At 70.9% G+C, this 21186-nt stretch carries 16 protein-coding genes; all 16 read left to right on the top strand.

The features are described 5' to 3' along the window. Positions 1-107 precede the first annotated feature (107 nt). Positions 108-686 (top strand): ECF-type sigma factor, encoded by a 579-nt coding sequence (locus KF903_RS02550; RefSeq protein ID WP_291210609.1) that lies wholly within the window; start codon positions 108-110, stop codon positions 684-686. Further along, complete coding sequence (locus KF903_RS02555) at positions 673-2991, top strand: serine/threonine-protein kinase (protein ID WP_291210611.1); 2319 nt, start codon at positions 673-675, stop codon at positions 2989-2991. Before KF903_RS02550 ends, KF903_RS02555 begins: the two co-directional genes overlap by 14 nt. 143 nt (positions 2992-3134) lie before the next feature. Beyond that, positions 3135-3365, top strand: a complete 231-nt coding sequence (locus KF903_RS02560) for a hypothetical protein (RefSeq protein WP_291210613.1) — start codon at positions 3135-3137, stop codon at positions 3363-3365. A gap of 13 nt (positions 3366-3378) precedes the next feature. Continuing rightward, complete coding sequence (locus tag KF903_RS02565; RefSeq protein WP_291210615.1) at positions 3379-4746, top strand: hypothetical protein; 1368 nt, start codon at positions 3379-3381, stop codon at positions 4744-4746. Between the two features lie 265 nt (positions 4747-5011). Continuing rightward, positions 5012-6040: a hypothetical protein gene (locus tag KF903_RS02570; protein WP_291210617.1), complete on the top strand. Its 1029-nt coding sequence runs from the start codon at positions 5012-5014 to the stop codon at positions 6038-6040. A 74-nt stretch (positions 6041-6114) separates the two neighbouring features. Beyond that, a complete protein-coding gene (locus tag KF903_RS02575) occupies positions 6115-6261 on the top strand; it encodes a DUF3096 domain-containing protein (RefSeq protein WP_291210619.1) in 147 nt (48 codons plus the stop codon). Between the two features lie 121 nt (positions 6262-6382). Beyond that, positions 6383-8194 carry an autotransporter assembly complex family protein gene (locus KF903_RS02580; RefSeq protein WP_291210620.1) on the top strand — a complete coding sequence of 604 codons (1812 nt, stop codon included), beginning with the start codon at positions 6383-6385 and terminating at the stop codon, positions 8192-8194. Further along, positions 8191-11985 carry a translocation/assembly module TamB domain-containing protein gene (locus tag KF903_RS02585; protein WP_291210622.1) on the top strand — a complete coding sequence of 1265 codons (3795 nt, stop codon included), beginning with the start codon at positions 8191-8193 and terminating at the stop codon, positions 11983-11985. Before KF903_RS02580 ends, KF903_RS02585 begins: the two co-directional genes overlap by 4 nt. 35 nt (positions 11986-12020) lie before the next feature. Then, positions 12021-12668, top strand: a complete 648-nt coding sequence (locus KF903_RS02590; protein WP_291210623.1) for a hypothetical protein — start codon at positions 12021-12023, stop codon at positions 12666-12668. A 73-nt stretch (positions 12669-12741) separates the two neighbouring features. Beyond that, positions 12742-14097 carry a chloride channel protein gene (locus KF903_RS02595; RefSeq protein ID WP_291210625.1) on the top strand — a complete coding sequence of 452 codons (1356 nt, stop codon included), beginning with the start codon at positions 12742-12744 and terminating at the stop codon, positions 14095-14097. Positions 14098-14215: 118 nt separating this feature from the next. After that, positions 14216-14887, top strand: a complete 672-nt coding sequence (locus KF903_RS02600; protein WP_291210627.1) for a hypothetical protein — start codon at positions 14216-14218, stop codon at positions 14885-14887. Positions 14888-14914: 27 nt separating this feature from the next. Then, positions 14915-15475 (top strand): cob(I)yrinic acid a,c-diamide adenosyltransferase, encoded by a 561-nt coding sequence (locus KF903_RS02605; protein WP_291210629.1) that lies wholly within the window; start codon positions 14915-14917, stop codon positions 15473-15475. After that, on the top strand, positions 15472-16431 hold the full coding sequence (locus KF903_RS02610) for a histone deacetylase family protein (protein ID WP_291210631.1): 960 nt from the start codon (positions 15472-15474) through the stop codon (positions 16429-16431). The genes KF903_RS02605 and KF903_RS02610 overlap by 4 nt, the downstream gene beginning before the upstream one ends. A 137-nt stretch (positions 16432-16568) precedes the next feature. Beyond that, positions 16569-18923: an LPS assembly protein LptD gene (gene lptD, locus KF903_RS02615; protein ID WP_291210633.1), complete on the top strand. Its 2355-nt coding sequence runs from the start codon at positions 16569-16571 to the stop codon at positions 18921-18923. Between the two features lie 79 nt (positions 18924-19002). Further along, positions 19003-20322: a peptidylprolyl isomerase gene (locus KF903_RS02620; RefSeq protein ID WP_291210635.1), complete on the top strand. Its 1320-nt coding sequence runs from the start codon at positions 19003-19005 to the stop codon at positions 20320-20322. A gap of 38 nt (positions 20323-20360) precedes the next feature. Then, positions 20361-21186, top strand: an 826-nt coding sequence (gene pdxA, locus KF903_RS02625; protein WP_291210637.1) for a 4-hydroxythreonine-4-phosphate dehydrogenase PdxA, incomplete at its 3' end; no start/stop codon positions are given.

The raw sequence follows: 21186 nt of genomic DNA on the forward strand, positions 1-21186 counted from the left end.
CCGCGGCCGGGTTGCGCGGGTGCGCCCAAGCCTCTAGGCTAAACGCTCCAACGCGAGCGAGAGCAATGCCACCAGGGGCATGAATTGCCGAGCGTGGCCAGCCTGTGATGTTGTCTCCGGCGCAAGACACCGCAGCGCTGCTCCAGCGCTGCTCCAATGGTGACGATGATGCCTATGGCGAGCTGTTCGAGCTGGTGTACACCGACCTGCATCGCCGTGCCCGGCGCTGGGGTGGCGGTCCCGGCGCAACGTTGTCGACCACCGCGCTCGTCCACGAAACTTTCCTGAGCCTTGCGGGCAGCCGCATTGCGCCGAACGACCGCGCGCATTTCTTCCGCATCGCCGCGCGGGCGATGCGTCGCGTACTCATCGACGCCAGCCGGCGCCGCAACGCGCGCAAACGCGGCGATGGCCGCGAGGCGCTCACGCTCGACACCGGCCTCGTCGCTCCCGATCGCGAGCTCGACCTCGTCGCGCTCGATCAGGCGCTCGAGCAGCTCGCCACCAGCGAGCCGCGGCTCGCGCAGGTGGTGGAGCTGCACTTCTACGGCGGGCTCGAGTTCACCGAGATCGCGCGACTCATGGAGGTGTCCGAGCGCACGGTCGCGCGCGACTGGCGCGCCGCGCGCGCGCTGTTGCACCTCGCGCTGAGCGAGCAGGCCACGTCGACCGATGGCAACGCCTGACCCACGCCAGGCGCGCATCCTGCGTGCCGCACTGGATCTGTCCCCCGAGGCACGCGATGCCTATGTGGTTGGCGAGTGCGGCGACGCGCCGGCGCTGCTGGCGCGGCTGCGGCAACTGCTGGCGCTCGATGCCGTCACCGCCTTGCCGCTGGACCAGCCCGCCGAAGCATTCGCGGCGGAACTGCTGGCTGCCGACGGCGATATCGATCCGCGCCTGCGCGCCGGCGCGCGCGTCGGCCCGTACCGACTGGTGCGCGAGCTCGGCCACGGCGGCATGGGTTCGGTGTGGCTGGCGGCGCGCGATGATGGCCAATTCAGCCAGCAGGTCGCGCTCAAGCTGATCCGGCTCGGCATGGCCAGCGAACACGTCGAGCGCCAGTTCCGCCGCGAGCGTGCGCTGCTGGCGCGCCTGCAGCATCCCAATATCGCCCAGCTCATCGACGGTGGCATCGACCAGGGCGGCCAGCCCTGGTTTGCAATGGAATACGTCGCTGGCATCACGCTCGGCGCCTGGCTGGAGCAGGTCCGGCCCGGGCTGCGCGTACGCCTGCAGCTGTTCGTCAAGCTGTGCCGCGCCGTCGCGCACGCCCACCGCCAGCTCATCGTGCACCGTGATCTCAAGCCCTCCAACGTGCTGGTGCGCGACGGCGGCGAGCCCTGCCTGCTCGACTTCGGCATCGCCCGCCTGGTCGAGGACGAGGCGCCCGAGCACACGGCCACCGCGCAGCGCTTCCTCAGCCGCGACTACGCCGCGCCCGAGCAGTTGCGCGGCGAACCGGCCGGCACCTCGGCCGACGTCTACGCACTCGGGCTCATCCTGTTCGAGCTGCTGACCGGCCAGCGCTACCGCCGGATCCATGGCAGCAACGAGGTCACGCTGCGACCGAGCGCTGCGTTGGGCGCCACCGGCGCGACAGCGAGCACCGCCGACGTCAGTCGCACGCACCTGCGTGGCGACCTCGATGCGATCACGCTGCGCGCGCTGGCCGAGGAACCGGCGCGTCGCTACGCCGACGCGCAGCAACTGGCCGACGACGTGCAGCGCCATCTCGACGGCAAGCCGGTCGAGGCGCGCCCGGACAGCCTGGCCTACCGCAGCGCCAAGTTCGTGCGGCGCAATCGCGCCGCGGTCGCGGTGGGGCTGTTCGGCTTCGCGGCCTGGTTCGCGGCCAGCAGCGTTGCGCTGTGGCAGGCGGCGCAAAAGAGCGCCGAGGCGGAACGCGCACGCATCGCGCTGCGCCAGTCCGAGGCCGCGCGCAACTTCGCGCTGTCGATGTTCGCGGCGGCCGATCCGGGCAAGTCCAAGGGAATGGCCACGACCACTGGCGAGCTGCTGGCGGCGGCTCGCGAACGCGTCACGCATGAACTCGACGGCGAACCCGAGGTGGCGGCGGAGTTGCTCGACCAGATCGGCAACACCTATGTGTCGCTCGGCGAGCGCGACGCCGCCGGCGAGGTGCTGCGCGAGGCATTGGCCTACAACGAGCGCAGCCGCCGGCCTTCACTCGCAGTCACTGCTTCAGCCGGCGGACGGCTGGCCTACTACACGTTCGAGAATGGCGATGCGGCACGCGCGTTGGACGAGCTCGACTCGCTCGTCGCGCGCCTGCGGCGCAGCAACGACGCGGCACCGGCCGTCGCCGCGCAGCTGGCCAAGCTGCACGAGCTCAGGAGCAGCGTGCTGTACGCGACCGGCCGCAAGAAGGAATCGCGCGCGGCCGGACAGGCGGCGGTGGCGACCTGGGACCAGGTGGGCAGCCAGTATCCGGCCGAACGCCTGTGGGCCCGAATCAGCCTGGCCGATCTCGACGCTGGGCTGGGTCAAGGCGACAGCGCGCTGCAACTGGCCGATGAGGTGCTTGCCGCCCCCCTGTTGCAAGGCACCCAGGCGCCACCGGCGCTGCTGACCCAGGCGCGCGGCGTGCGCGTGCGCGCCCTGCAGGCGCAGGGACGCCATGCCGAAGCCGAACCGCTGCTGCGCGACACGGTCGCCGCGTTCACGGCGCAGTACGGCGCCGACGCCAGCATGACGCGCTACTGGCAGTTCCGCCACGCCGAGACCCTGCATGCGCTGAGTCGATTCGACGAAGCGCAGGCGGTCGCCGACGCCGTGCTGGCGCTGCCGCCCGATGGCACGGCCGCGTACCGGCGCATCCGCGTCGAGGTGCTGGCCGCAAGGATCGCGCGCGAACGGGGCGCAGCCGACGCCGGCATGCGCATCGCCGCCGCCATCGCGGCCGCCTGCGGCGAAGGCGGCAATGCCGAGCTGTGCGGCAGCGCCCGTGCGCTGGCCGCCGGCGGCTGAGCGCGCTGCCGGCTGCGTCCCGCGTCGCAGCCCCGCGGCCGACCCGCGGCGCGGGCGATGTCAGGTTTGCGCGCCGACCTGCGGTTTTTCCTCCCGACCCCGGACTTGTTGCCGTCCGTATCCATCGTGCGAGGAGATCACTGATGTTCAAACCACTGCTCATGGCCGCCTGCGCGGCCCTGTCCTGCGGCATCGCGCAAGCGGCCGCCCAGGACGATTTCGCCAAGGAGGCCAGCGACGCCACCACGCTGCAGCCTTGGGTCCAACCGGCCGGCAGCGTGCTGCCGAGCGACCTCACGCTCGATACCGGCTTCGGCGGCGTCGGCTACAAAGGGGTTCTGGGGCTCGGTCACCAGCCCCTGGTCGGCCACTGAAGACGGCCTGCGCGTGTTCCCGTGGGTCGAATCCGTGCTGATTCCGGGGCCGCCGCCGGTCATGATCCCGATGCACCGCGGCTACTACCTTCTCGGCAGGCAGAAGAGCAGCGACGGCAGCCAATGGCGCGCTGCGATCGCTCGCATCAAGATCGACGGCACCTACGACACGAGTTTCGGCAGTTCCGGCTGGATGTACGCCAACCCAGGCATCATGACCGGCATCGTCGATGCGCTGGTCGCCAACGGCAAGGCCTATTTCCTCGCCAACCTCACCGTCGTCCAGCCGGCGACTCGCGTCATCTGCGTCGACCTCGCCAGCGGCGACAACTGCTTCACGGGATTCAACGGCCTGGTGACCTGGGGTGCCACCGCAGCCGGCCCGCGGACCGCGGCCTATGGCCAGCGCCTGGCCTACGACAGCCGCTACGGCATCTACGTCGCCGCGCGCATCATGAACAACAACCGCGGCGAGGAAGTCGGCATCGCGCGCATCAGCGCCAGCGACGGCACGCTGACCACGAGCTTCGGCAACAATGGCTACAACATCGGCCTGCCGAACTGGGCCTCGCCCGGTGATGCGCAAGTGAGCGTCAACGACATGATCGTGACCCCCGCCGGCATCAGCGGCGGCACGCGCCTCTACATCGCTGGCGCGATCAAGCGCAGCGCGGGCGACAACGACGGCTTCATCCTCGGCCTGGGGCCCGACAGCGGCACCACCCAGACCGGCTGGAGCTGGAACGACCAGGCCTACTGCTACGAGAACGACAACACCGGCGACAAGAACGACGCGGTCACCGCGATCACGGTGCTGCGCAACGGCAAGATCGCCTACGCCGGCTGGTCACAGACCGACTCGGCCAACGTGCAACCGCTCATCATGGGTCGCCTCGCCGCCGACGGCAGCTATGACGACAGCTTCTGTGCCGGCAACCCCAACCGGGGTGCGCGCGCCTGCCTCGTCGATCCGCCCTCCGGGTTCGGCCCCTTCTACCACGCGCCCTACGCGCTGCCGGTCGCGATCGGCGAGCGCGTGGCCAACCGCGACCTCGTGGTGACGCAACGCTTCGTCGAGAACAGCAACGACCCCGTCAGCCAGCACGCGGTGCGAGTGCGCACGCAGCAGTTCAGCGCCAGCGGCAACACGCTGCATGCGTTCAGCGACGTGTCGATGCCGGGCATGGACACCGGCAACCCGGCCAGTTGGTGGACGCGTCCGTTCGGCATGTACCTGGGTCCGGCGGCGGTCACGCCCGAGGTGCTGGCCGTGGTCGGCACGCGGCAGTACGCCGGCGACGACTACGACACCATGCTGATCCACTACGTCGCCAACGACACGATCTTCGTCGACCAGTTCGGCAAGGGCAACAGCGACTGAGCAGGGATGCGCAGCCCGGCCACGGATGGCCGGACTGCGCCCGTTGCCCGTCCTGCGCGGTACCGCCCCGGCTCCCGCAGCCGCGCTGCCGCTGCCGGACCGCCCAACCCGGCCGCCGGCAGCTGCGCGGGCCGCCGGTGCCCCCGCTTCGACCGCCCATCGGCAGCGGCCGCCAGGGCTGCAACAATTCACATTTCCCAATCGGCGATCTCAAGCATAATCGAGCCCGACCCGCCGCCCCTGGGCGCGCCTTCGCCCGTTGCCGATGAAACCGACGAGACACCTGGTCGTCGCTGGCGCCCAACCGCAGGACAGCGCGGCACTGGCCAGCTTTCTGCGCGTATTGCATCTGCAACTCGATCACGAGTGGGCCCCTGCCGGCGACGGCGACGAAGTCGACCTCGTGATCGCCGACCTGGCGGATTTCGGCGGGCGCTGCGCGCGCATCCGCGCCCTCGACGAGGGCCGCCACCTCGTCGTCATCGCCGACCCGGGCGCCGATGTGCTCGATGCCGAGCTGATCCTGCAGCGCCCGCTCGAGGCCAAGGCATTGCTGGGACTGCTCAACCACGTCGGCGCCACCACGCCACCGCGCCCGCGTCGCCTCACCGACTTCAGCGTGCACGAGCGCGACATCGAACGTCGCGTGCAGGCCCGCGTCGAGACCAGCCGCGCCAACGACGGCGAAGACTCCCGCGCCAACTTCCTCGACATCCAATACGAGCGGCCCTGCACGCGGCTCGACGCCCTGCTCAAGCGCGGCGCGCTGCTGATCAGGCGCTCGGGCCTGCCACCGCTGCTGGTCGACCCGGTCACCGACCAGTTCCACAGCAGCGCCCGCATGTCAGAGCTGGAACCCTATTTCCTCGACCCATTGCAGGGCCACGAATACCAACGTGTGGGCGGTGCGCAACTGGCCGCGCTGCAGAAGGAGCATGACGGTCGCCCGCTGGCGCGGCTGCGCTGGCTCAACGCATTCCTGCGCTCCAATGGCTGGCTCGCGCGTCACCTCGATCCCGGTGCCTACTACCACCTGCGGCAGTGGCTGCCGCTCGACAATGACTATCGCAAGCAGCATCGTATCGCGCTCACGCTCATGCGCGAGGCACAGCTGCAGGTGATCGCCAAGCGGGCCAAGGCGCGGATGGCCGACGTGTTCGACGTCGTCAACGCCTACGACGCCATGGGCCTCATCGAAACCCACCGCCAGCCCGTCACCGGCGCCGCCCAAGTGTCGTCACGCGCACGCCGCAAGGCGTCGCAACTGCTGGCCGCGACACTGTTCACGCGCTGAGGCTCGACCGCCGCGGCGACCAACCGCGGCCGGCAAACCTGCTACCGTGCAGGCCTGCCCATCACGGAGCGCCCATGCATATCCATCTCGCGCTGCAACCGTTGCTGGCCCTGCTTGCCGGCATCCTCATCCTCGTGCGGCCGCGCCTGCTGGCCTGGATCGTGGCGATCTACCTCATCGTGGTCGGCGTGCTCGGCCTGTTCCCGGGCCTGCGCCTCTAGCCGCGCAAGTCGCGCTCGGCAGGCGCGAACGTCGGGCCTGGCCTTTGGCAGAATCCCCCTGCTGCCAAATCGGTCACGGATCCTGGCTGCGCCGCGCGCAGCGCCCTGCCTTCCACACCCCATGCCGCCACTGCCCACCACGCCACGCCCCGGCCCGCTCGCCGCCGTCTGCCTGTTGCTCGCCTGCATCGGCAGCGCCCACGCCGCGCGCATCGCCGTGCAGGTCACCGGCGTCGATGACGCACTCCAGGCGGCGGTGCTGGCGCAGGTCGAGGCCACGCAGTACGCCAATCGCGAAGTAACCGCGGCACAGGCGCGCCGTCTGTCGGCGCGCGCCGAGGCGCAGGCCACCGCCGCGCTGGAACCGTACGGCTACTTCTCGGCGCAGGCGCAGGGCAGCCTCGACGAGACGGCTGGCCGCTACACCCTGCGGCTGGCAGTGACGGCGGGCGAACCCACGCGCGTGACCGCGCTCGATATCCGCATCGACGCCGATGCCGACGGCCAGCGCGAGGTGCGCCAGGCGCGCGCCGCATTCAGCCCCGGCCCGGGCCAGGTGCTCGACCAGACCGCCTACGAAAAGAGCAAGGCCGCGCTGCAGGCCGCGCTGGTGGCCAGCGGCTATCTCGATGCCGAGCTCGTCACCCATCGCATCGAGGTGACGCGCAGCAGCCAGCGCGCCTCGATCGAACTCGCCTGGCAGGTCGGTCGGCGCTATCGCTTCGGTGCCACGAGTTTCACCGGCGCGCAGTTCGCCGACGCGCTGCTCGAGCGCTACATTCCGTGGCGCGAGGGCGATTTCTATACCCAGCAGCAACTGCTTGCATTCCAGCAGCGCCTGATCGATGCCGACTATTTCGCGCTGACCCAGGTCGAGCCCGATGCCGATCACGCCCACGACGGCGTGATCCCGATCAAGGTGCTGCTGGCGCCGGCCAAGCGCACGATCTATACCGGCGGCGTCTTCGTCGGCACCGACACCGGCCCCGGCCTGCGCGGCGGCATCGAGCGCCGCTGGCTCAACTCGCGCGGCCACAAGATGGGCATCGACGCGCTGGTGGCGCAGCGGCTCAAGACCGCGTCCACCCACTACACGATCCCGCTCGCCGGCCACGACAACCATACCTGGTCGTTCGGCGCCAACTTCCGCAACGAAGACACCGACACCGCCTACTCACGCACGTTTGCGCTCGCCGCCACCGACTCGCGGCTCTGGCACGGCTGGACGCGCGCACTCGGCCTCAAGTTCCTGACCGGCAACTTCAAGGTCGCCAACCTCTATGGCGACACCACGCTGCTGTACCCGGAAGCCTCGCTCGCGCGCAAGCAGGTCGACGATCCGCTGTTCGTGCGCGACGGCTGGGCGTTGACCGTGTCGGCGCGCGCCGGCGCCGAGGGCCTGCTGTCGCGCACGAGCTTCGTGCAGGCCGGCGCCGATGCGAAGTGGATCCACGCGCTCGGCGAACACTCGCGCTTCATCGCGCGCGGCGCGCTCGGCACCACCTGGACCAGCCAGTTCGACCGCCTGCCGCCACAGCTGCGCTTCTTTGCCGGTGGCGACCGCTCGATCCGCGGCTACGCCTACCAGACCATCGGCCCGCCGCTGCCGGCCGCGCTGCGGCCGATCGCGCAGGCCGAGTGCGACGCGCACCCGCGGCGCACCTGTCAGGATTTCGTGATCGGCGGCAAGAACCTGGCCGTGGCCAGTGCGGAATACGAGTACTACTTCAAGCCCAACTGGGGCATCGCCGGCTTCGTCGATACCGGCGACGCCTTCACCGACCTCGCCTCGTACCGGCAGAAGGTCGGCGTGGGCCTGGGACTGCGCTGGCGCTCGCCAGTCGGCATGGTGCGCGTGGACCTGGGCGTGCCCGTGCATGACCGCACGCACCACGGCGTGGAACTGCACCTGGTGATCGGGCCCGACCTGTGAGCACCGCGACACCCACCATCGCGCCCGCTCGCGGCAACCCGCTGCGCCGCCTGCTCAAATGGCTCGGCCTTGCGCTGCTGGCGCTGCTCGTGCTGCTCGCGCTCGGCCTGTGGTGGCTGCTCGGCAGCGCGGCGGGCGCGCGCTTCGCGCTCGCGCGCGCAAGCGCCGCCACCGACGGCAAGCTCACGCTCGCCGCCAGCCACGGCCGCCTCGCCGGTCCGCTCACGCTGGATGGCCTGCGCTGGCACGATGCGCAGGCCGGCATCGACGTGCGCGTGCGCGAACTGCACCTCGACCTCGCCCCGTGGGCACTGCTGGCGCGGCGCCTGCAGCTGCGCATGGTGGAGGCCACTGGCATCGACGTCGCGCTGCACAGCGTGCCGGCCGCGCCACCGGCGCCGCCACGCCCGCTCACGCTGGAGCCGCCGCTGGACATCGTGCTCGAGCGCCTGAGCCTGCGCGAGGCGCAGCTCAGCCAGGATGACGCCGCAGTGTTCGCGTTCGACCGTCTCGACGCCGCAGCCGGCTGGACGCGCGCTGGCGCCAGCTTGCGTTCGTTCGCGCTGCGCGCGCCTGCAGGGCAGGTCGACGCACACGGCCGCGTGGCCAACGCGCAAGGCTACCCTGGCGAAGGCACGCTCGATTTCCGCTGGCAACTGGGCACGCTCGACTACGCCGGCAAGCTCGAGCTCGCCGGCGACGGCAGGCGCGCCACGCTTGCACTCGCGCTCAGCGCGCCGTTGAGCGCGCGGCTCGATGCCACGCTGGTGCAGGATGCGCAACTGCCGTGGACGTTCAAGCTCGACCTGCCGCGCTTCGATCCGCGCCTGCTCGCGGCCGGCGCGCCGCTGCAGGCGGCCGCGCTCACGCTCGAAGGCAGCGGCAATGCCAGCGCCGGATCGATCGCCGGAACCGCCACCCTCAACGATCATGCGGTGCGCGTCGAGCCGCTGCGCTACACGCTCGCCGGCCACCGCCTGCAGTTGGCGCCGCTCACGCTGAAGGCAGCCGATGGCGCCGGCGCGTTCAACGCGCGCGGTCATGTCGATCTTGACGCACAGCCGCCCGCTGGCGAGCTCGCACTCGACTGGAACGGCGTTGACATTCCGGCCGATCTCGCCGGCCAGCGCCTGGCCAGCCACGGCCAGCTCGCGTTGCGCGGCAGCGCGCAGGCCTACCATGCCAGCGGTGCGTTCGCGCTTGGCCCGCCGGGCCAGCTCGCCGACATCGAGCTCGACCTCGACGGCACGCCGACGGCGATCACGCTCAAGCAGCTCGCGCTGCGCCAGGCGCGCGGCGGCCTCGATGCGCATGGCACGCTCACGCTCACACCGGCGCCCGGCTGGGATCTCAGCGCGCACGCACGCCAGCTCGACCCGGGCGCGTTCGTCGCCGGCTGGCCCGGCGCGATCGACCTTGCGCTCAGCAGCCAGGGCAGCGTGGGCGACCACGGCGCGGTCGCCAGCGTCAAGCTCGAACGCCTCGGCGGCACGCTGCGCGGCAAGCCACTGCGCGGCGCGGCCGACCTCAGGCTCGAGGCGCCGTGGCAACTGGCCGGACACCTCGACCTCGGCGCCGGCAGCAGCCACCTCGCGGCCGACGGCCGTGGCGGAATGCAGAACGATGCGCGGCTGCGCTTTGCAATCGGCGCGCTCGGCGACTGGCTGCCCGCGGCCAGCGGCGCGCTCGACGGCGACTTCCGCATCCGCGGGCAGTGGCCGCAGCTCGCGGTCGAGGGCCACGCGCGGGCCCGCGACATCGCCAGCGGCGACACCCGCCTGGGCAAGCTCGACCTCGATGCCAACGTGCGCCAGCTCGATCCGCCGCAGGGCGAGCTCACGCTCGCGGCGAGCGCACTCGCGAACAGCCACTTGCAGTTCGATTCGCTCACGCTGCGGGCCAGCGGCGAGCGTGGCCACCACGCGCTTGGCGTCGTCGCCGAGGGCCAGCCGCTGGGCCTGCGGCTCGATCTCGACGGCAGCGTCGACGCCGCCAATGCCTGGCACGCGACGCTGCACCGGCTCGACCTGACGCTGGCGCAACTGCCGCCGCTGGCGCTGCAGCGGCCGGCCACGCTCGAGGTCGGCAACGGCGCCGCGAAGTTGTCCGAACTGTGCCTGGCCAGCGACGACACCCACCTGTGCGCGGCCGGCAGTGGCGCCACCGATGGCCGCCTCGAGGCGCGCTGGAACATCGCCGCACTGCCGCTTGCACTGCTGGCGCGCCTGGGCGGCGACCTGCCGCTCGCGCTCGACGGCACGCTCGAAGGTCATGGCGAACTGCGCCGCAGCGCCGGCGCCGCCCTCGTCGGCACCGCGCAACTGGACTCGTCGCGCGGCAGCATCGCCGCCAGCGATCGGCCCGACACGGCGCTGTTGAGTTACACCGGCCTGGCCGTGGCGGCGACGCTCACGCCACAGGGCGCGCAGGCCAGCGTGCACGCCGGCTTCGATCATGATGGCCGGCTCGACGGGCAGGTCACGCTCGACGGCAGCTTCGGCGGCACGCAGGCGCTCGGCGGCGGCATCGACCTCACGCTCAACGACCTCGCCTTCGTCGAGGCTTTCACCGATCAGGTCGCGGCCACGCGCGGCCGCCTCGGCGCGCACTACACGCTGGCCGGCAACAGCAGCGCGCCCGAGCTGACCGGTGCGCTCACGCTGACCGACCTGGCCACCGAAGTACCGGCCGCCGGCCTCAAGCTCCACGATGGCCAGCTCAGCCTGCGCGCGAGCGACGCCGCGCACTTCGTGCTCGAAGGCAGCCTCCGCTCGGGCGATGGCACGCTCAGGCTCGCCGGCAGCGGCGGCACCGCCGCCGACGCGCCACTGAGCGCGACACTCAACGGCGAGCGATTCCTTGCCGCCGACATTCCGGCGGCCAGAGTCGTCATCGCGCCCGCGCTGACCATCGAGCGCAACCACGGCCAGTTGCGCATCGGCGGCAGCGTGACGATCCCGAGCGCGGCGCTCGACGTCGCGCAACTGCCGGGCGGCGCCGCAAGCCAGGCCTCGGCCGACGTGGTCGTGGTCGACGCACCGGCACCGCCAGCAGGCAAGCCATTGCCGGTGCTGGTCGATGTCGACGTCAAGCTCGGCGATGACGTCAAGCTCGCCGGCTTCGGCCTCGACGGTCGCGTCAGCGGCCAGCTCAACATCAACCAGCGCCCCGGTCGCGCGCCGGTCGGAACCGGCACCATCAACGCGCAAGGCACCTACAGGGCCTACGGCCAGAACCTCGTCATCGAAAGCGGTCGCGTGCTGTTCGCAGGCACCGCGCTCGACAATCCCGGGCTCGACATCCGCGCGGTGCGCCGGATAGCGGGCGCCGCGGGTTCGCTCGACGACGACCTCGTGGCCGGCCTGCAGGTGCGCGGCACGGCGCTCGCGCCGGTGCTGACCGTGTTCTCGCGGCCCGTGATGGAGCAATCCGAAGCATTGTCCTACCTGCTCACCGGCAAACCGCTGTCGAGCCTCAAGAGCGGCGAAGGCGACATGCTCGGCAGCGCGGCGCGCGCGCTCGGCAGCGCCACCGGCGACCTGCTCGCCAAGGGCATCGGTCGGCGCCTGGGCGTGGATGCCGGCGTGGCCGACAACGGTGCGCTCGGCGGTGCCGCCTTCACGGTCGGCAAATACCTCTCGCCCAAGCTGTACCTCAGCTACGGCGTGGGCCTGTTCTCGCCGGGCGAAGTGGTCAGCCTCAAGTACTCCTTCAGCAAGCGCTGGAACTTCGAGGCGCAGAACGCGACCACCGGCAGCCGCGCCGGCATCAACTACCGGCACGAGCGATGAGGCACGCGCCCACCCGTGCGCAGCTGGTCTCCCGCATGCGGCAACGCCTGCTGCGCGCAGGCCATCCGCGCCTGCGCATGCTGAGCCTGATCCTCGTGACGGGTCTGGTGGGACTCGTCGTCTCGACCATGCTGCTGCAGCTGGGCATGCGCGAGATGACGGCGCGCTACCTGCTCGCGCTGGCAGCCGCCTGGGCCGTGTTCCTGCTGCTCGTGCGCCGGTTCGCGCGCGAGGGCGACGTCGACGTTCCCGACCTGCCGGCGTCGGCCGCCGACACGCCACCGGCACCCAGCGGCACGGCCGGCGATGCGCTTGCGCCGGACCACGGCGGCGCGGGCGGGCTCGGCGATGTCGGCGGCATCGACGAGGGTGCGCTCGTGCTCATCGTGGTGCTCCTGCTCGCGCTCGTGGTCGCGGCTGCCGTGTGGGTGATCGCGGCTGCGCCGACGCTGTTCGCCGAGCTGGCGATCGACGGCGCGCTGTCGGCCGGCCTCTACCGCCGCCTGCGGCGCATGCAGGCCCAGCACTGGCTGTATACGGCCATGCGCCACACGGCGTGGCCATTCGCGGCCACCGCACTGGCCCTGCTGCTGCTGGCCAGTGCCGTGCAGTACTACCGGCCCGGCGCCCATTCGATCGGCGCGCTGTTCGCGCCGGCGCCGGCGACGACCGCCACGCCGTGACGCTGCGGCTGCCGGCGGCGGCGACGGCGCGATTACCATGGCGGTCACCGCTCGCCGAACCGACGCCACGCCGATGCCCCGCTTCCGCCTGACCGAACCCCTGGTGATGCTGGCCACGGTGCTGCAGTGGCTCGTGCTGGCGACGTTCACCGGCGCCCTGGTCGGCGTCGGCTGCAGCCTGTTCCTGCGCGTGCTGTTCGCCACCGAAGGGCATGCCTACGGCGCACCGTGGTGGCTGTTGCTGCTGATGCTGCCGGCGGCCGGCCTCGCCAATGGGCTGCTGCTGCACTACGGCTACCGGCTGCGCCGTTCGCGCTTCAGCGACAACCCGATCGTGGCCGTCAACGAGCAACAGGGCAAGCTGCCGTTCCGCACGATGTGGATCAAGCCGCTGGCCGCGCTCATCACGCTCGGCTGCGGCGGCTCGGCCGGCAAGGAAGGCCCGTGCTCGCACATCGGCGCAAGCCTGGCCGCGGCCGTCGGCCGCTCGCTGCGCCTCAACCGCGAGATGCGCAAGCGGCTGCTCGCCTGTGGCGTCAGCGCAGGTTTCGCGAGCGTGTTCGGCACGCCGATCGCGGGCGCGATCTACGGCGTGGAAATGCTCGCGATCGGCCGCATCCGCCACGACTTCCTGTTCCCCGGCATCGTCGCCGGCGTCACCGCGCTCGAAGTCTCGCGCGGGCTCGGTGTGCCCTACCCGACCTACGTCATCGACTTTTCCGCGCGCCTCACCGAGTGGCTGTTCCTCAAGACCGTGCTGATCGGCATCGCCTGCGGCGCAGTGGCCTGGATCTTCGTCGAGTTGTTGCGCCAGTGCGGCAAGCTGTTCGCGCGCGTGCGCGCGCAGCCCGGCTGCTGGCCGCCCCTCGTGCCGATGCTCGGTGGCCTCGTGCTGGCCCTGCTCGTGCTCGCCGTGCCGACGCAATACCTGGGCCTGAGCCTGCCCGTGATGGAGCGCGCGCTGCTCGGCGAGCCGATGCCGATGCTGGGCTTCGCGTGGAAGGCCCTGCTGGTCGCGATCACGCTCGGCTCGGGTTTCTACGGCGGCATCGTCACGCCGCAGTTCGTGCTCGGCGCGCTGGCCGGCGGCGCGTTCGCGCCGTGGCTCGGACTGCCGCCGGCGCTGGGCGCCGCGGTCGGCTTCGTGGCGGTGATGGCGGCGGCCTCGAACGCGCCGATGGCGGCGATCATCATGGGCGCGGAGCTGTTCGGCGCCGACGCGACGCTGCATGTCGCCGGCGCTTGCGTGGCCGCCTATCTCATCATCGGTCATCGCAGCGTCTATCCGGAACAGCAGATCGCATTCAGCAAATCGTCGTGGATCTTCGCCCACGCCGGTTTGCCGGTCGGGCAGGAGAAGGTGCGACTGTCCTACGGCCTCCGGCGCTGGCTGCGCATGCGACGCAAGCAGGCGCGTGGACCCAAGTGACCGCGTGGCGACGACCGGCAGCGCTTGCGCGCGCTGATACGCCGCGGCCGCGCCGGTGATGGGCGCTTGGGCTACACTGTCGCTCTTGCTGGCTTGTCTTCATCGCGGATCCACGGCCATGACCGACGCACGTTCCAACTCCCCGCTCCTGTCACGCGGCGCCCTGTTCGCGCTGCTCGCCCTCGTCATGATCGCCACGCGCTCGACGCTGCTGCGCGACCACCTGTTTCCGCTGCCCGACGCATCGTGGCCCGTGTTCTTCCTGGCCGGGTTCTATTTCTCGGGCGGTGGCCGCCTGTACGGTCTGGCATCGCGCGGCTTCGCGCGGGTCTCGCTGCTGGCCCTGCTCGTGCTGGCCGTGCTCATCGACTACTTCGTGATCTCGGCGCAGGGACTGGCGTTCTGGAGCCACTACTGCGTGTCGCCGGCCTACTGGTTCCTCGCGCCGGCCTACGCCACGCTGTGGCTCGGCGGCGCATGGCTGCGCCGCCACTACCGCGGCCTCGACGCGCGCACGCTCGGTCTGCTCGCGGTGAGCGCGTTCATCGCCAGCAGCCTGTGCTTCGCCATTTCCGACAGCAGCTACTACTGGCTCAGCGACAGCTGGCTCGCGGCGAGCGCCGCCACCCGCAGCGTGGGCGGCTGGCTCAGCAACTTCGGCGACTGGTACTGGACCTTCGTGCGCTCGACGCTGGCCTATCTGGCCGTGGCAGCGCTTGTGCATGCGCTGGCCACGCAGTGGCTCGGCGCGCTGCCGGCGGCCGACGCGACCCGGCGCGTGCAGCACTGAGTGGCGGCACGCTGAAGTCCTGCGTCCGTGGGCAACCGCCTGTCGAAGATCTACACGCGCACCGGTGACGACGGCACGACCGGCCTGGGCGACGGTTCGCGCGTGCGCAAGGATTCGCCGCGCGTGGTCGCCTACGGCACGGTCGACGAGCTCAACAGCGCGCTCGGCATCGTGCTGGCCTGCGAGCTCGACTCCCAGGTGCGCGAACTGCTCACGCAGATCCAGCACGACCTGTTCGATCTCGGTGGCGAGCTGTGCATACCGGGCATGGCCAGCGTGCATGATGCCGACGTCGAGCGGCTCGAACATGCGCTCGATGGTCTCAATGCCGACCTGCCGCCGCTCAAGGAATTCATCCTGCCCGGCGGCGGCATGGCGGCTGCGCACTGCCATCTGGCCCGCACGATCTGCCGCCGCGCCGAGCGCGAAGTGGTCACGCTGGCGCTGACCGAGAGCATCCGTCCGCAGCCGGCGCACTACCTCAACCGGCTGTCCGACCTGTTGTTCGTGGTCGCGCGCGTGCTGGCGCGCGCCAGCGGCCACGGCGAGGTGCTGTGGCACCACGAGCGGCGCAAGCGGCCCACATGACTGCCGCCGGCGGCATCGCGGCAGCGCCGCGCGCCACGGTCGCGCTGTACACCCATGTGGCCTGCCTCGACCACGATCCCGGCCCCGGCCATCCCGAACGCGTGGCGCGGCTCGAAGCCGTGCTCGGCGCGCTGTCGGCGGACGCCTTCCCGACCCTGCTGCGCCGCGAGGCGCCGCGCGCGAGCCGGGCGCAGCTCGCGCGCGTGCATGCGCGCCACCTCATCGACAGCATCATCGACCATGGTCCGCTGCACTATTGGCGCATGCTCGATGCCGACACGATGATGTCGCCCGGCTCGGCCGAGGCCGCCCAGCGCGCGGCCGGCGCGGTGTGCGCGGCAGTCGACGCGGTGCTCGGCGGCGATGTGCAACGCGCGTTCTGCGCGGTACGCCCGCCCGGCCATCACGCCACCACCGCCAATGCGATGGGCTTCTGCCTGTTCAACAACATCGCCGTCGGCGCCGCCCACGCCCTGGCCGCACATGGCCTCGAGCGCGTCGCCGTCGTCGATTTCGACGTGCACCACGGCAACGGCACCCAGGACATCTTCTGGAGCGAGGCTCGCGTGCTGTACGCATCCACCCACCAGTCACCGCTGTACCCAGGTACCGGTGCCAGCGATGAAACCGGCCTCGGCAACATCATCAATGCGCCACTGCCGCCCGACGCCGGATCGAGCCAGTTCCGCACCGCGTTCGACACCATCGTGTTGCCGGCGCTGGAAGCCTTCGCGCCACAACTCGTGCTCGTCTCGGCCGGCTTCGATGCGCACCGGCTCGATCCGCTCGCCAATCTGAACCTCGAGGCCGCCGATTACGCCTGGGTCACGCGACGTCTCGTCGCGCTGGCCATGCGGCACGCCGGCGGACGCCTGGTGTCGAGCCTGGAAGGCGGCTACGACCTCGACGCGCTGCGCGAATCGAGCGCCGCGCATGTCGCCGCGCTGCTGGACTGAGCACCGCGACAAGCGCGCTGGCCACCTCCCGACCGGCCATGGCGGCGCTTGTCGGCCGTTGTCAAGCCGCGGCCCGGTTTGCCGCCGGGCGGAGGTTTGGGCAAGCTAGCGACTTTCGCCGCGAGCGCTGGCCCACCGTGCTGTCCCTGCCCATTTTGTTCCCCGTGCAACGCCCGCTGGCGTTGGCGCTCGTGTTCGCCCTGCCACTCGCCGCACTGGCAGCGCCGCCGCGCGCGGCCAGCGACTGCCCCGCGGGGCAGCTCAAGTGCGCGAGGAAACCGCTCGACTGGGGCATGTGCGGCAAGCACGAGCTGCTCGACTTCTACGTCGCCGGCCTGCCGACCGCGGGCGACCGGCGCGCGGCGCCGCGATCGATCGAGGCGCTCAAGGTCGAGAGCAGCGACAAGGACCATTTCACGCTCGAGGGCAAGGCGCAGATCCGCCAGCTCGACCTGTTCGTGCACGCGCAGCGCATCCGCTACGACGCGCAAACGACCGATTTCGAGGCCAGCGGCCCGGTCACCTACCAGGATCGCAGCCTGCTGCTGTCGGCCACCGGCGCGCGCGGCAACACCGAACTGGAAACCTGCACGCTCGACGAAGTGCGCTACCAGCTCATCGAGGCGCGCGGCAACGGCATGGCGCAGGTCGCGATCATGGAGAACGCCGACCAGGCGCGGCTCAAGGGCGCGACCTACTCGACCTGCAACCCGAGCCGGCAGCAATGGGCGTTCGCCGCGCGCGAACTCGAACTGGACCGCGCCACCGGCATCGGGCGCGCGCGCGACGTGACGCTGCGCATCCGCAACGTGCCGGTGCTGTGGTTCCCGTACCTGCGCTTTCCGCTCGACGAGCGGCGTGAATCGGGCCTGCTCTACCCCCTGCTCGCCTACAGCAACCGGCGCGGCTTCGACTACGGCCAGCCGTGGTACTTCAACCTCGCGCCCAACTACGACGCCACGCTCACGCCGCGGCTGATGACCGAGCGCGGCCTCATGCTCGGCGGCGAGTTCCGCTACCTGACCGAACACAGCAAGGGCGAACTGCACGCGGAGCTGCTGGCCGATGATCGCGGCGCGGCCGAGGAGCGCCGCGAGTACGGCACCGCGGTGCCGTCGCGGCGCTGGTGGTACCAGTGGCAGGACTACACGCAGCTCGGCAGCAACTGGAGCGCGGTGGTCGACCTCAACCGGGTCTCGGACGCGCGCTACTTCGAGGATTTCGGGCGCGGCCTGTACAGCAGCGCGATCAGCCTGCTGCCGGCGAGTGCCTACCTGCGCGGCGAGGGCGGCTGGTGGCGGGCCACGTTCGGCGGCGACCAGTACCAGGTGACCGACCCGACGCTGGCCGACAACTACGAACCCTACCGGCGCCTGCCGCGCGCGACCCTGAATCTCGACCGCAACTTCGGCCCCATGCTCGAGGGCCTGCTCGATGCCGAGTTCGTCGCCTTCGACAAGGACCACGGCATCACCGGCCAGCGCCTGGACCTGTATCCGCATCTGGACCTGCCGCTCGAAGCGGCCGGTTATTTCATCCGCCCGTCGCTCGGCTATCGCTACACCAGCTACAGCCTCGACGACCTCGCCGCGAGCGGCAACGCACTCGTGACGCGGCGCCATCCGCGGCGCGGCGTGCCGATCCTCAGCGTCGACGCCGGCCTCGTGTTCGAGCGCCAGCTGCGGTTTGGCGCAGCCGCCTGGACGCAGACGCTGGAGCCACGGGCCTTCTATCTGCGCGTGCCCTACCGCAACCAGGACGAGCTGCCGATCTTCGACACCCAGGAAGTGCCCTTCACGTTCGGGCAGATGTTCCGCAGCAACCGCTACGTCGGCGCCGACCGCCAGATGGACGCCAACAACCTCACGCTGGCGCTGACCACGCGCGTGCTCGAGGACGCCAGCGGCGCCGAGCGCGTCGCCGCCAGCATCGGCCAGATCCGCTACTTCGACGCGCAGCGCGTCCAGATGCCGGGCGTGCCGGCCACCGATTTCGGCGGCTCGGCCTGGGCCGGCGAGATCGACCTGCACCTGTCCAAGCGCTGGCGGCTGGTGCTGGCGCAGCAGTGGAATCCCAACTCGCATCGCACCGACCTGTCCACGCTCGGCCTGCAGACGCGCTTCGGCGACGGCGGCGTGGCCAATTTCTCCTATCGCTTCCGCCGCGACTTCCTCGAACAGATCGACCTGTCGGCGGCGATCCCGCTGGCCGATGGCTGGCGCCTGATCGGACGCGAGAACTACGCGCTCAACAACCCGCTGGCCCAGCCGGGCGATCCACGCGGCCGCAAGGGCCGCACGCTCGAGAGTTTCCTCGGCGTCGAGCACGACACCTGTTGCGTGACCTGGCGCGTGCTGGCGCGGCATTGGGTGCGCAATGCGCAGGGCAAGGCCGACAACGCGCTCTATCTGGAGATTGAACTCAAGGGCCTGGGCTCGGTCGGACAGCAGACGGACTCGTTCCTGCGCCGTGCTATCCTAGGTTATCAATGACTTGCGTTTGCGGCGGCCTGCCCGACGGCAACCCTCCCCGCCGCGCGCCCACGCGCACCGACACTTGCGGAAGACCCTGATGAAGCAGTTTCTGTTGGCCACCCTTGCCGCCCTGGCCACGGCGATCCATGCACCGGCGGCGCTCGCGCAGTCACTCACCCAACCCGTCGACGGCATCGTCGCCGTGGTCAACGACGACGTGATCCTGCGCAGCGAACTCGACCGCCAGGTGGCCCAGGTCACCACCCAGTTCGCGAACAACCCCGCGCAGTTGCCGCCGCGTGACATCCTCGAAAGGCAGCTGCTCGACCGCCTGATCCTGCAGAAGCTGCAGATCGCGCGTGCCGTCGATTCGGGCATCAAGGTCAGCGATGCGCAGATCGACCAGACGCTGGTGCAGATCGCGCAGCAGAACCGTCTCGACGTGAGCCAGTTGCGCGGCGCGATCGAAAGCCAGGGCATGGACTACGGCCAGTTCCGCAACAACGTGCGCGACCAGTTGCTGGTGCAGCACCTGCGCCAGCAGGTCGGCCAGTCGCGGGCCCAGGTCAGCGATGCCGAGATCGACAGCCTGATCAAGAACGGCCACGTCCGCACCGAGCAGCTGCACGCGGCGCACATCGTCATCAACGTGCCCGAAGGCGCCACCCCGGGCCAGATCGACGAGGCGCACGCCAAGGCCGAGGACGTGGTGCGGCAGATCCGCGGCGGCATGGAGTTCGCGGCGGCGGCGCTGCGCTATTCCAATGCCGAGGATGCGCTGCAGGGCGGCGACCTGGGCTGGCGCAACGCCAACGAGCTGCCGCCCGCGCTCGTCGCCGCCGCCGACAAGCTGCAGGATGGCGAGATCACCGATCCGCTGCGCGGCCCCAACGGCTTCCACATCGTCAAGCTCATCGGCAAGCGCGACGCCGGCGCGCAGATGGTGACCGAGTACAAGCTGCAACACATCCTCGTCAAGACCAGCGAACTGGTGTCGAGCGCACAGGCCAAGCAACGCATCGAAGCGATCCGCAACCGGATCGTCGGCGGTGAGGATTTCGCCAAGGCCGCGATCGATTCGTCGGAGGAAACCGAAACCGCACGACTCGGTGGCGACATGGGCTGGGCGCCGGCCGGTGCGTTCGGTCCGGTCGTGCAGCAGATCGTCGACGGCCTCAAGAAGGGCGAGGTCTCGCAGCCGTTCGAAGCGCCGCCGGGCTGGCACCTGCTCAAGCTCGACGACACGCGCCAGGCCAACATGGCCGGCCAGATGCAGCGCAGCGAAGCCAAGAACATGATCTTCCAGCGCAAGGCCGAAGAGGAATACATGAGCTTCCTGCGCCAGCTGCGCAGCGAAGCCTATGTGGAAATCCGCCTGCCCGGCAGCGAGCCGCCCAAGGCCGGCAGCAACTCCTGAGCATCGCGCCGCGCGAGGCGGCGCGCACGGGGCATGACATGGGCGTACTGCCGACGCTGGCGCTGACCGCAGGTGAACCGGCCGGCGTCGGCGCCGAGCTGCTGGTGCGGCTCGCCGCCACCGACATCGCGGCCGATCTCGTCGCGCTGGGCGCGCCCGAGCTGCTCGAACGCGCCGCCCAGGCGCTGGCGCTGCCGCTCGTGGTCGAGCCCTACGACCCGCACCGCGCCATCACGACGCGCCCGGCGCATGGCCTGCGCGTGCTGCCGATCGCGCTGGCCGCCGCGGTGGTGCCGGGCCGGCTCGACGCGCGCAACGCGCCGCATGTGCTGGCCATGCTCGAACGCGCCGCGGCGGGCGCGGCCAGCGGCGAATTCGCCGCCATCGTCACCGCGCCCGTGCACAAGGGCATCATCAACGACGCCGGCGTGGCCTTCACCGGCCACACCGAATTCTTCGCCGAACGCGCGCGCTGCGAGGTGGTCATGCTGCTGGCGACCGAGCGCGCCGATGCGGGTGCGCTGCGCGTCGCGCTCGCCACCACCCACCTGCCGCTGGCGCAGGTGCCGCAGGCGCTCACGCGCCAATCCCTGCGGCGCACGCTGCAGATCCTCGACCACGACCTGCGCACGCGCTTCGCGCTGGCCACACCGCGCATCGGCGTGCTCGGCCTCAACCCACACGCGGGTGAAGGCGGGCATCTGGGGCGCGAGGAGATCGAGGTGATCGCGCCCGTGCTGCACGAGCTGCGCGCGCAGGGACTGGACCTGCACGGCCCACTGCCGGCCGACACCGCATTCGTGCCGCAACAGCTCGCGCAGCTGGACGCGGTGCTGGCGATGTACCACGACCAAGGCCTGCCCG

This window comes from Dokdonella sp., from assembly GCF_019634845.1.
GTDB lineage: Bacteria > Pseudomonadota > Gammaproteobacteria > Xanthomonadales > Rhodanobacteraceae > Dokdonella_A.

Excerpts from the sequence above, each read along its gene's own strand:
- KF903_RS02550 (WP_291210609.1), top strand. The coding sequence starts at position 108 with ATGTTGTCTCCGGCGCAAGACACCGCAGCGCTGCTCCAGCGCTGCTCC.
- KF903_RS02555 (WP_291210611.1), top strand. The coding sequence starts at position 673 with ATGGCAACGCCTGACCCACGCCAGGCGCGCATCCTGCGTGCCGCACTG.
- KF903_RS02560 (WP_291210613.1), top strand. The coding sequence starts at position 3,135 with ATGTTCAAACCACTGCTCATGGCCGCCTGCGCGGCCCTGTCCTGCGGC.
- KF903_RS02570 (WP_291210617.1), top strand. The coding sequence starts at position 5,012 with ATGAAACCGACGAGACACCTGGTCGTCGCTGGCGCCCAACCGCAGGAC.
- KF903_RS02575 (WP_291210619.1), top strand. The coding sequence starts at position 6,115 with ATGCATATCCATCTCGCGCTGCAACCGTTGCTGGCCCTGCTTGCCGGC.
- KF903_RS02580 (WP_291210620.1), top strand. The coding sequence starts at position 6,383 with ATGCCGCCACTGCCCACCACGCCACGCCCCGGCCCGCTCGCCGCCGTC.
- KF903_RS02590 (WP_291210623.1), top strand. The coding sequence starts at position 12,021 with ATGCGGCAACGCCTGCTGCGCGCAGGCCATCCGCGCCTGCGCATGCTG.
- KF903_RS02595 (WP_291210625.1), top strand. The coding sequence starts at position 12,742 with ATGCCCCGCTTCCGCCTGACCGAACCCCTGGTGATGCTGGCCACGGTG.
- KF903_RS02600 (WP_291210627.1), top strand. The coding sequence starts at position 14,216 with ATGACCGACGCACGTTCCAACTCCCCGCTCCTGTCACGCGGCGCCCTG.
- KF903_RS02610 (WP_291210631.1), top strand. The coding sequence starts at position 15,472 with ATGACTGCCGCCGGCGGCATCGCGGCAGCGCCGCGCGCCACGGTCGCG.
- KF903_RS02620 (WP_291210635.1), top strand. The coding sequence starts at position 19,003 with ATGAAGCAGTTTCTGTTGGCCACCCTTGCCGCCCTGGCCACGGCGATC.